We start from the raw sequence: 9,903 nt of genomic DNA, 5'->3' as shown, positions 1-9,903 counted from the left end.
CCGACATACCGCAGGGATCATCAACCGTCACTACCCGACGACAACCCGCAAACCTCAGTAGGCACTGGCTCTCCCGAGAGCCGCTTGCGCGCACTTGCTGATCGCTGTGGACTGCCCCGGTGCCCACACGCACCCGCTACCTCTCGCCTGGCGATGCCCCTCCCGCCCACCGCCTCCTGAGGTTCCCCCGCTACGCGTTAGTGGCAGAGACAGGACTTGACTGTGCCGTAGCGGCACCGTGTTGGCTGAGAACCATGAGCTGGAGTACTCGGGAGATCGCCGAGCTTGCCGGCACCAGCCTGCGGGCGGTACGGCACTACCACGNACGAGGTCGGGCTGCTGGCGGAGCCCGAGCGTCGCGCCAACGGCTACAAGCAGTACGGCGTGCCGCACCTGGTCCGCCTGCTGCGGGTCAAGCGTCTGGTCGATCTCGGGTTCTCGCTGAACCAGATCGCGGAGACGGTGGACGAGGGTGAGCACCCCGGGCAGGCACTGCGCACGCTCGACGCTGAGCTGGCCGCGACCATCGAACGGCTGCAGCGGGCCCGGCTCGAACTCGCGGCACTGATCGACCTGCGTGCCCCGGCCGACCTGCCTGCGGAACTCACGCCCGGCGAAGCAACGGCCCTGTCCGAGACCGACCGCTCGCTCCTGCTGGTCATGACCCGGTTGATGAACGGGGATCAGCTGCAAGCCTACGGTGCACTGGTGCGCACTCTGCCTGCTCACCCAATCAATCGGGAGTTCGGCGAACTGCCCGCTGACGCAGGCGAGCACATCCGCCAAGACCTCGTGGAGCGGATGGTGCCCTTCCTGCGCCGGCTGCGGCAGAACCACCCGGACCTGCCCGATCTGTACACGGACGCCCCGAGGGGGGAGAAATTCGTTCGAGAGACCATGGAGACGGTCCTGCGTGAGCTGTACAACCCGGCGCAGCTCGACGTTTTGCACCGGACCCACGTGATCGTGGACGAGTCCACCCAGCCTCGACCGGGGCGGAACGCTACCGAACTTCGTTGACCGCGCCGGTCTCTGGCTCCATGCCGTCGCCGTCGACGGCATGGAGCCGCGAGCTACACGCAGGAGTGACAATGCAGTCCCATGCCCATGCAGATGCCCGCTACGCAGTCAGCACTGCCTTGCTGGCTGAGCTGCGGTCCAGAATCCCTGCTGGCCGTGTGCTCGCCAACGGGCCGGAGTACGCAAAAGCAGTGGCGTTGTTCAACGCAGCGGTTGATGTCTGTCCTGCTGTCGTCGTGCGGTGCGCGACCACCGCTGACGTGCAGGCCGCGATACGGGTGTCTCGCAACCATGGGGTGCCGATCTCGGTACGCGGCGGGGGTCATGACTTCTGGGGACGGGCGTTCCGTCCCGGCGGACTGGTTCTCGATCTGACTGGCATGCGGGGAGTTCAGGTCGACATCGGCCGCCGTTTCGCGACGGTAGGTGGCGGGGCACTCTCGTCCGACGTCGTATCCGCTGCCGAGCCGGCGGGCTTGACGGCGGTCACCGGAACGGCGGGTGCCGTCGGCATGGTCGGCCTCACGCTCGGCGGCGGATACGGCCCCCTGATCGGGCAGTTCGGGCTCGCGGCCGACAACCTGCTCGGCGCCGAGGTCGTCCTGGCCGACGGTTCACGAGTGCACACCGACGCCGACCATCATCCGGACCTCTTCTGGGCGTTGCGGGGCGGCGGCGGCAACTTCGGTGTCGTGACCTCGGCGCGGATCCGTCTGCACCCCGTGCCGACCGTCGTGTCGGGCACCATCTTGTACCCGATCGTCCAGAGCGCCGGCATTCTCGCCGACCTCGGTGGGATCCTTCAGGACTGTCCGGATGAGCTGACGGTGGACGTGGGGTTCCTTCCCGGCCCGGACGGGAAGCCGACGGTGTACGTCGCGCCGACCTGGTCGGGGGACATCGAGGTGGGGAACGCCGAGAACGGGCCGGTGCGTGCCCTGGCCAGACTCGGTACACCCGTGCTGGCCGAGATTGGACCGGTCGCCCGTTCCGCGGCGTTGGCCGCGACGGACACCATGTTCCCACCCGGGCGGATGGGCGCGATTCGTACGCGCACCGTCCAGAGCATCTCCGGCTCCATCGCGCCCGTCCTGGACCGGGCTGCCCAGGAGTTCACCTCACCGTTCTCCGCGATCGTGTGGCATCAGTTCCATGGTGCCGCCGCCCGTCTGCCCCTCGGCTCGACGGCTTTCGGCCGACGCGAACCGCACCTGATGGTCGAGCTGATCTCATTGTGGGAGGGCGAAAGCAAGGGCAACGCAGGAGCCGGCGATGGTAGGTCCCCGCACCTGCGCTGGCTGGAAGCGTTGCACGCGGCGCTTGAGCCGTTCTCGTTGCCGGGTGGCTACGTGAACTTCCTGGGGCCGGAGACTCCCGACCAGGTCGCGGAGTCCTACGGGCCGAACACCGAGCGTTTGCTAGCCGTGAAGTCTGCGGTTGACCCGGACTCCGTCTTCGCCGCCACGCCGCTCCCCAGCGGGAGTGCCGACGCCGGTTCCAGGCCCGTGTCAGGCGTGGAACCGGAGCATCGGGGGGTGCCGGCGGTCCCGCCGGAGAACGGCATCGGGTCGTCGGACATTGGCCACGTTGGCCTCGGGCTTTCACCGAGGGGGCCGTCCGACGGGTGATCAGATAGCCGGGGAGCGCCTCTGAACTGGGACGGTAGGGCTTGTCGAAGGTCCTGTTCGTCGCCCGGGGAGAAGCGCTCCCCGGGTCCAGGGCGCCGGGCAGGGTCAGGCGCCACCGGCCGCTGTATCCGGGATGGAGAGCCGGGGTCTTCGTCGGACTGGCCGAAATAGCGCCCTGGGCCACAGAGTTCATATGGGCGCTACGGCGTTGTCGTGCCCTGGGAGATCGGCGGTTGAGCGGCGTACACAGTACGTGCAGCAGCGGCCGTGTCCCCTCCTGCCTCCGTGGCTGAGCCCATCGGAGTGTGCCGCTCAGGGGGCACCGCTTACTCCTCTCGATCGGCGGCGCCCTCGTCCGGCGCGGCGGGCGCTTCGTCGACCTGGACCGGGTCGCCCACGGCGCCCCCGGTGGCCGTGCGGACAGCGTCCGCAATGAAAGCGAAACTCTCGTCACCGAGCTTCCGCGGATCGGTGCCGTCCAGAAGGCCGGCTCCGACGTACTCGTTGATGACTCGCAGGGCGGCCGCGGCGGCCGCGGCGTGCAGGCGTACCTGTAGGTCGTCGGGCTTGAGTCCGAGGCGAGTCGCGATGACCGCGGCCAGTTCGTGTTCCACCTGGTCGCAGGCCATCAGCCAGGCCGTGCGCAGGGCCGGTTCGGTCTCGGCCAATCGAATCATCTTGACGCCCAGCCCGGCATCGGCCTGCTCCGACGGGCTGATCTCGCTGACCAACCGCTTCGCCTCCGTGGCGAAGTGCTCCTCCAAAGAGCGGTGCAGCGGCCAACTGCGCAGAGTGGCCAGTTCCCACTCCACGCTCTGCGCAACGATCGGCTCCGCGCAGCTCTCCTTGCTTCGGAAATGACGCCAGATGGTGCGGGTCGACAGGCCCACCGCCTCGGCGATCTGGTCACCGCTCGTGCCGTCGACGCCCTGCGCCCAGAAGAGGCGTGCCGCCTCCCGCGAGATCTCCAGACGTACACGACGGCGGCGCTGCTCACTCATCCCGCCACGGCTGCGTTCGGTCGATACCACGTCGTCGGCCATCTTTTCGCCACCCTTTCACCATCGCGCTCACTCAGTGCCATATTGACATTAAGTGACGCTGCACGCCAGCTAGTGCGCGCCTCGATCCGAGCTCAAGCGCATCCACTTGCCATATCTGTCACTTAGTGACACTGTCACTAAGTGACAGAGAGATCTCGCCGCGCGGTGGCCTTTGCCGCTCGCTGTGCAAGGCCGACCTGCGCAGCGAGTGATCCCCTTCCGAGCCCACCCCTACCCGAGCTCCGGAGTACCGCATGAGGAAACGACCAGCCGCCACCGCCGCAGCCCTGCTCACGGCCTGCGCTCTGACCTGCGGCCTCATAGGGGCAGCCGTCGCCGCGCCGGACCAGGCAACCGACGGCGGCCGAACCGGGAGGACGACCGTCGCCACTGCTACCGATTCGGTCACGCACGAGGAGAACGAGCGGGTGCCGGAGGGGGCGCGCTGGACCCAGCACTACTTCCCCTCCTCGGACGGCTCCAAGACCGAGCTGCACGCCGACGTTCTGCTTCCTGAGAAGCTCCCCGAGGGTGCGAAGGTGCCCGTCATCATGTCGGCCGGCGCGTACTTCGGTCACTCGGGGGAGATGGAGGTCGAGGAGGAGCACGCCGGCCCCTCGGAGCGCTTTCAGGACCTCCTGGAGGGGACCGACCTGTTCGACAAGGGGTACGCCTTCGTCATGGTGGACACGCGCGGCTTCGGCGGCTCCACCGGATGTCTCGACCTCGGCGGGCCCGGAGACCAGGCCGACGTCAAGGCCGCGATCGACTGGAGCGCGAAACAGCCCTGGTCCACAGGCTCGGTGGGAATGTACGGAAAATCCTTCGACGCCTACACCGGTCTCCTCGGCAACAACGTCAAACACGACGCACTGAAAGCCGTCGTCGCCCAGGAGCCCATCTGGGATCTGTATCAGCAGCTCCACTCCAACGGCGTGCCCCGCCCGAACAGCGTCCAGTTGCCCACCAGCTACAACCGCATTGCCGGCCTGGCCCAGTTGACGGACGAGAACAAGCGGTACCGGACCAACGCCGCGTACGAGAAGAAGCACCCCGAGTGCCTGGTGCTCAACTCCTTCGGCCCCTCCATCGGTGACCCGGACGACCCGTACTGGAAGGACCGCAGCCCGGCCAGGAACGCGAAGGGCACCGCCACTCCCCTTCTCTTCACCCAAGGCACCGCCGAGACCAACACCCTGCCCGTGGGGATGGAGGAGTTCCTCGACAATCACCGCGGCCCCCAGCGGGCCTGGATCGGCCCCTGGGGCCACGTACGCGGCAATGAGCGCACACAGGACGGGAAGCTCGCGATGGGCCGCGCGAACTGGTTCAAGGAGACATTGTCCTTCTTCGACGAACACCTCAAGGGCATCGACCCGAAGATCCAGGACCCGAACTACGCCGTCCAGGACAACCTGGGCAACTGGCGCGCGGAGAAGTCCTGGCCCACAGCGAACCGCTCCGCGAACCTCCGTCTCGGCAACGGCTCGTACGTGGACAGCGGAGCGGGTTCGCAGCCGACGTCCCCAGAAGAGGAATCCGGTCGTGACGCTGGGAGCTTCCTCGTCTGGTCCGGGCCTCTCGAGACGGCCACCCGGGTCACCGGCACGCCCCGAATCACCATGACGGCCAAGGGTGAGGGGAACGTCATGGTCAAGCTGTACGACGTGGACGAGGACGGCAACGCTGTCGCATTCGACGAGCGAGTCTCCCGGCTGGACCGGGACCGGCTGGACATCGGCCTGAAGTCGACCGACTGGACCCTGCGGGCCGGCCACCGCCTCGCCGTGGAGATCGGCTCGGTGCGGACCGGCGATTGGCTCGACACCCCCTCCAAGCAAAACATCCGGATCAGTAGCGCCCGTCTCCAGTTGCCCCTGGACAACCCGGCTGAAGACATCGCGACTGGTGGCGACCGGGCGCCGTGGCTCGACACCTTCACGCAGATCAACGCGGCGCAGCTGAAGCCCGGCCCAGCCACGTTCACGGTGCCCCCGGCCCGTGCGCGGCGCTGAGGAACGCCACACCGCTGGACATCCTCGTCGCGTTGGCTCACGGGGCGGAGCACCGCCACCGACAACCCACCGACCAGCGCGAACGACAGGTCGGAAACAGTTCAGTTCATCGAACCGAGGGGATACCTGTGCCCATCAGCCTTCCGCCTCTCTTTCACGTCGGCATCATCGTGGAAGACTTCGACCGCGCCGTCGCCGATTACGAGAAACGGTGGGGGCCAACACAGAGCAGATAACGGATCTGAAATTCTCCACAGCCGAACTTCACGGGGAAAAGGTTGGCTTCTCTGCCCGTTACGGCTTCCTCAGGACGGGATCTTCGGAGATCGAACTGATCCAGCCGCTCGATGGCCGCTCGCCGTACACGGAGTTCCTCGACCTCCGCGGGGAAGGCGTCCACCACCTCGCCTACGTGGTGGGAAGCATCGACCAGTACCTCGAATCGCTGCGAGCGACGGGAGAGGCAGGTCGTGTCACCTTCGAGGCAACCATCGCAGGGCAGACACGCTTCGTGTACCTGGACGGTCTGGCCCATGGGCCAGCCATCGAGCTGATCGAAAGGATCGGCGAAGACGCCTGACCGCGACACGGTTCCGGACGGACGCGACACGGCAGCGGGCTCTCACATCTGACGGTCGCGCTGGCCAATGTTCACGAACAGTCGCCATGTTCCCCACTCGGGCGCGCGTGCCAACGGCCCGAGCGGCAACCGGCGACTGGCGGGCATCCGATAAGCCCGCCGCGCTCCGAAGCGCCTTCGCGTCCACATCAAGGAGGGCTGCACGACGAGCGGCACGATGCAGCCTCCGGCCCAACGTCCGAGTTCGCGCCCAGCCCGCACCCAGAGCCCCGGTCGTCAGAGGGTGGGTGCGAGGCCGGCCCGGAGGATGTCGAGGTAGTTGTCGATCGCAGCCCCCTGCCGCTCCGCCGGGTGCTCGCTGACGGCGTGGATCAGGCCGCACAGGAGCTTGAGCAGGTTTTCGCCGGTGAGGGCAGGGGCAGGGCGGATGCGTACGAGCAGGTGGGAGGTGACATCGACCAGCTCTCCCTTGGCTCGGTGCAGAGAGTCCGTCTCGTCGGACCCGGTGATCAGAACGTCGGTGAGGCCCGGTCGCGCCAGGGCGGTCAGGAGTGCCGTGCGGAGGAAGTCAATGAGTGCCTTGGCGGGATCGGGATATCCGCCGGCTACGGTCGCGGCATCGACGAGTTCTCGGACCGCCTCTTCCAGGACGGACTCCCGCATGACCCGCTGCGTGGGAAAGACCCGATAAACCGTCCCGACCCCCACGCCCGCCCTGCGCGCGAGCTCGTTGAGGGTGAGCGCAGTCTCCCCGCCGATGACGGCGCCGCGAGCCTCATCGAAGATCCTCTGCCTGTTGCGTGCGGCATCCGACCTCATGATCCCTCCTTCACACACCTATGTGGATAACCTATCAGGTGGGTGCTACGGTGAAGTGGATAACCAATCCACTTCACCGTGTCGGGAGCGGCCATGACCGTTGTGTTCATCCATGGAGTACCGGAGACGCCCTCCGTCTGGGACGACCTCCGGGGACGGATCGACCGCCCCGCCACGGCCCTGCGGCTGCCCGGATTCGGCAGCCCTCGCCCGGCCCACCTGGACGGCAAGGAGGCGTACGCCAGCTGGCTGGCGAACGAGCTGCGCGCCCTCGGTGGGCCCGTCGATCTCGTGGGCCACGACTGGGGCGCGCATCTGGCGATGCGGATCGTCTCCGCCTACGACGTTCCGGTACGCAGCTGGGTGTCCGACGTCGCACACGGCTGGCACCCCGACTATCAGTGGCACGAGGCGGCCACCCTCTTCCAGAAGACCCCGGAGGGCGAGGAGCTGCTCGCCTCGCTGCGCACCCAGACCCCTGGCAGCCCCAGCTTCGGCGACTTCCTCCGCCCCCGGGGGATGAGCGCCGATCTGGCGGCAGAAGTCGACATCGCCCACGACGAGGAGATGAGCAAGGCCATCCTGACGCTCTACCGCTCGGCCTGGCCCAACTTCTACACCGACTGGGGCAAGGACTTCGACCGCCCCGTTCAGGCGCCGGGGCTCGTCCTGATCCCGACCGGCGATCCGATGGCGCAGCCCGCGATGGACTTGGAAATGGCCACGCGAATCGGAGCACAGGCAGTGGAACTGGACAACCTCACCCACTACTGGATGCTCCAGGATCCTGATCGGGGCGCGGAGGTACTCAACCGATTCTGGGACTCCCGGCCCGCATGACATCCGGTACCGGTGGCGACCTCCTCGCGGTGATGAGGTTCGCTTGCGCGTGAGGGCATGGCCATGATGGCGCTGACTCGCAAGATGTTCATTGCCCGGGAGGTGGCCGGTCGGGTCGCTGTCACGGACGTCGGCGGCGTCCGCCATACACAGGACCGGCACCCGGTCCGGGAACCCCTGCAAGGAAGGCTCCTGGCGACGCCGCAAGGCTGAGTCCAAGCCGGTCGCCTTCCGCCCCGAGGTCACCCAGCCGAGAGTCCTACAGGCCCATCCGCTACAGAACGTCACAGATCACCGGCTACACAGCTTCTGAGGTCAACATCGGCGAGCAGTTTGCCACGCACTGCTGGTGGCGCCGCACGGAATCTGTGCCCCTGCTGTGATCACGGTCAACGAGTCGAGGGCCGTTGTTGGCCGGACAGGACTCGAACGACGCCATCGCTGTCGGCTGCCTCGCGCAGTTGCTGATTCTCCACCTCCAGGACGTGTACGACCCGCACCAGCTGCTGGACTTCCGTGCACAGTCGGTCGCGCTCGGCCCGCAGGCGGGTGAGCCTCTGCTGCAGCTCGTCGTTGGTCCGCTTCAGGTCGTCGACGACCTTCGGCCGCGTGTCCTGCATCCGCACCAGGGCGTAGAACAGGTCTTTCAGGCCGGTGTGCTTGTGGGTGAGCTTGTTGCGTTTGAGGCCCCCCTCCCGGGTGAGGGATTTGATCGTCAGCTGACCGTGTCCGAGCGCAGAGGAGTGCCGCCCAGCAGGCGAATCATCGCGTCGGTGATCGCCTCGATCTCGGCGGTATCGCCGGGGCGCGACGGACTTGCCGCCGCGGCGACCATCGCAAGCACGCGGCCTGCTGTCTCGGCAATGCCCGCACGGCCAGCGCCTCCCCGGCATCCGTGTCATCGGCCGAGCGTCGCGTAGTGCGCTCGCCGCGGCACCCCCACATCCCTGTCGGGCCTACGAGTTGAGGTCCATCACCGGCGCACCGAGGCCCTCGTATTCCGAGGGGGCGATGGTGGCGACAAGCGCACCGTCGGGACGGTCCAGGGTAGGACGTGCGGCGTGCACTGCGGCCGCCACGCCGAACGGGACGTTCCGGCGGTGCAGGTCGGCGATGGCGTGGGCGGCCTCGTAGTCGGTGTCCAAGGTGTGCAGCACGTCGAGGATGCCGAGGTAGTCGACGATCCCGGTCCGTTCCCGCTCTGCTTCCAGCGCGGACACGATCGGCACCCACAGCCGCACGGTGGGATCACCGGCTGCGACATGAACGAGCCCGGAGACCTGCTTGTGTCCGCCCAGGGCGAGGAGGGTGGCACTGTCCAGGATGTAGTGCTCGACGATCACGCTGCCGTGCCCCGCACCCGCGACTGGTGGGCGGCCTGCGCCTGACGCATTCGCTCACGCAGCGCACCGGCATCATCCTCGCTGACCCGATGGCCGAACTCCGAGACCAGGAATGCGTCCGTGCGCTCGGCCCGTTCCTGCAGCTGCGCGGGCGTGAGCGCAGTCGCGGCGAACTCCTCAATCAACGCCCGCATCGACATGTTGCGGGCCTCGGCCAAGGCCGCAAGCTTGTCCCGAGTCTCGGCACCGATCTTGATCGTCGTATCCATACCACGAGTATACCGGAGTGAATACCTCGGGGCTGGCGTGCTTCGACTCTCGGCGTGCGACGGGGCCAGGCCACGATCCGCAGGAGAGGAATGAGTTCGGCAGGCGACGGTGCGCGGCCTCGAGCATGTCCACGCGAAGCACCGTGGCCACCTGCACAATGACGAACGGCAGGGTCTGCTGCACGATCGGGCGACATCTGAACTGGCTTGCCCTGTAGGGCGGGTGGGAAGGATGTCGCTCTGCGAAGCCCTATCCGGAAGAGTTCCGCGATGATGTCGTGCGGGCCGCATGACCGAACCTGTCACCCAACCCTGCATCAGAACCATCGGCTCGGGAGCCGGCTCA

At 67.3% G+C, this 9,903-nt stretch carries 11 protein-coding genes; 5 read left to right on the top strand and 6 right to left on the bottom strand.

Annotation, left to right across the window (positions count from 1 at the left end):
* The first annotated feature begins 384 nt into the window (after positions 1 to 384).
* Positions 385 to 1,020 carry a MerR family transcriptional regulator gene (locus CG723_RS45265; RefSeq protein WP_442802650.1) on the top strand — a complete coding sequence of 212 codons (636 nt, stop codon included), beginning with the start codon at positions 385 to 387 and terminating at the stop codon, positions 1,018 to 1,020.
* 71 nt (positions 1,021 to 1,091) lie between these two features.
* Positions 1,092 to 2,648 carry an FAD-binding oxidoreductase gene (locus tag CG723_RS45260; RefSeq protein ID WP_100599383.1) on the top strand — a complete coding sequence of 519 codons (1,557 nt, stop codon included), beginning with the start codon at positions 1,092 to 1,094 and terminating at the stop codon, positions 2,646 to 2,648.
* Between the two features lie 326 nt (positions 2,649 to 2,974).
* Here CG723_RS45260 and CG723_RS45255 read toward each other — a convergent pair whose 3' ends face one another.
* Complete coding sequence (locus CG723_RS45255) at positions 2,975 to 3,691, bottom strand: TetR/AcrR family transcriptional regulator (RefSeq protein ID WP_100599382.1); 717 nt, start codon at positions 3,689 to 3,691, stop codon at positions 2,975 to 2,977.
* 254 nt (positions 3,692 to 3,945) lie between these two features.
* Here CG723_RS45255 and CG723_RS45250 point away from each other — a divergent pair, with 254 nt between their 5' ends.
* Positions 3,946 to 5,706 (top strand): CocE/NonD family hydrolase, encoded by a 1,761-nt coding sequence (locus CG723_RS45250; RefSeq protein WP_100599381.1) that lies wholly within the window; start codon positions 3,946 to 3,948, stop codon positions 5,704 to 5,706.
* A 211-nt stretch (positions 5,707 to 5,917) separates the two neighbouring features.
* On the top strand, positions 5,918 to 6,286 hold the full coding sequence (locus CG723_RS45245; RefSeq protein ID WP_100599380.1) for a VOC family protein: 369 nt from the start codon (positions 5,918 to 5,920) through the stop codon (positions 6,284 to 6,286).
* Between the two features lie 276 nt (positions 6,287 to 6,562).
* Here the strand turns inward: CG723_RS45245 and CG723_RS45240 are convergent, their stop codons facing one another.
* A complete protein-coding gene (locus CG723_RS45240) occupies positions 6,563 to 7,105 on the bottom strand; it encodes a TetR/AcrR family transcriptional regulator (protein WP_100599379.1) in 543 nt (180 codons plus the stop codon).
* Positions 7,106 to 7,198: 93 nt separating this feature from the next.
* Between CG723_RS45240 and CG723_RS45235 the strand changes: the two genes are divergently transcribed.
* The gene (locus tag CG723_RS45235; protein WP_100599378.1) at positions 7,199 to 7,945 is read left to right on the top strand and encodes an alpha/beta fold hydrolase; all 747 of its coding nucleotides are present in this window, start codon (positions 7,199 to 7,201) and stop codon (positions 7,943 to 7,945) included.
* A gap of 389 nt (positions 7,946 to 8,334) precedes the next feature.
* Here the strand turns inward: CG723_RS45235 and CG723_RS45225 are convergent, their stop codons facing one another.
* The 4 genes from CG723_RS45225 to CG723_RS45215 all read right to left on the bottom strand — a co-directional run bounded on the left by CG723_RS45225 (position 8,335) and on the right by CG723_RS45215 (position 9,557).
* Entirely contained in the window at positions 8,335 to 8,565 is a 231-nt protein-coding gene (locus tag CG723_RS45225) for a hypothetical protein (protein ID WP_199842142.1), read from the bottom strand.
* Between the two features lie 95 nt (positions 8,566 to 8,660).
* A complete protein-coding gene (locus CG723_RS48860; RefSeq protein WP_267893782.1) occupies positions 8,661 to 8,789 on the bottom strand; it encodes a hypothetical protein in 129 nt (42 codons plus the stop codon).
* A gap of 112 nt (positions 8,790 to 8,901) precedes the next feature.
* Positions 8,902 to 9,288: a hypothetical protein gene (locus tag CG723_RS45220; protein WP_100599376.1), complete on the bottom strand. Its 387-nt coding sequence runs from the start codon at positions 9,286 to 9,288 to the stop codon at positions 8,902 to 8,904.
* Positions 9,285 to 9,557 (bottom strand): hypothetical protein, encoded by a 273-nt coding sequence (locus CG723_RS45215; protein WP_199842141.1) that lies wholly within the window; start codon positions 9,555 to 9,557, stop codon positions 9,285 to 9,287. The genes CG723_RS45220 and CG723_RS45215 overlap by 4 nt, the downstream gene beginning before the upstream one ends.
* Between the last annotated feature and the right edge of the window lie 346 nt (positions 9,558 to 9,903).

The organism is Streptomyces sp. CB01635 (assembly GCF_002803065.1).
Lineage (GTDB): Bacteria > Actinomycetota > Actinomycetes > Streptomycetales > Streptomycetaceae > Streptomyces.
Note: the sequence above shows the minus strand (reverse complement) of the source record. Positions and strands in the feature narration are given on the sequence as shown.

Bases quoted from the DNA above. Each gene is read 5' to 3' on its own strand.
- CG723_RS45250 (WP_100599381.1), top strand. From the start codon at position 3,946: ATGAGGAAACGACCAGCCGCCACCGCCGCAGCCCTGCTCACGGCCTGC.
- CG723_RS45235 (WP_100599378.1), top strand. From the start codon at position 7,199: ATGACCGTTGTGTTCATCCATGGAGTACCGGAGACGCCCTCCGTCTGG.
- CG723_RS45260 (WP_100599383.1), top strand. From the start codon at position 1,092: ATGCAGTCCCATGCCCATGCAGATGCCCGCTACGCAGTCAGCACTGCC.
- CG723_RS45255 (WP_100599382.1), bottom strand. From the start codon at position 3,691: ATGGCCGACGACGTGGTATCGACCGAACGCAGCCGTGGCGGGATGAGT.
- CG723_RS45240 (WP_100599379.1), bottom strand. From the start codon at position 7,105: ATGAGGTCGGATGCCGCACGCAACAGGCAGAGGATCTTCGATGAGGCT.
- CG723_RS45215 (WP_199842141.1), bottom strand. From the start codon at position 9,557: ATGGATACGACGATCAAGATCGGTGCCGAGACTCGGGACAAGCTTGCG.
- CG723_RS45225 (WP_199842142.1), bottom strand. From the start codon at position 8,565: ATGCAGGACACGCGGCCGAAGGTCGTCGACGACCTGAAGCGGACCAAC.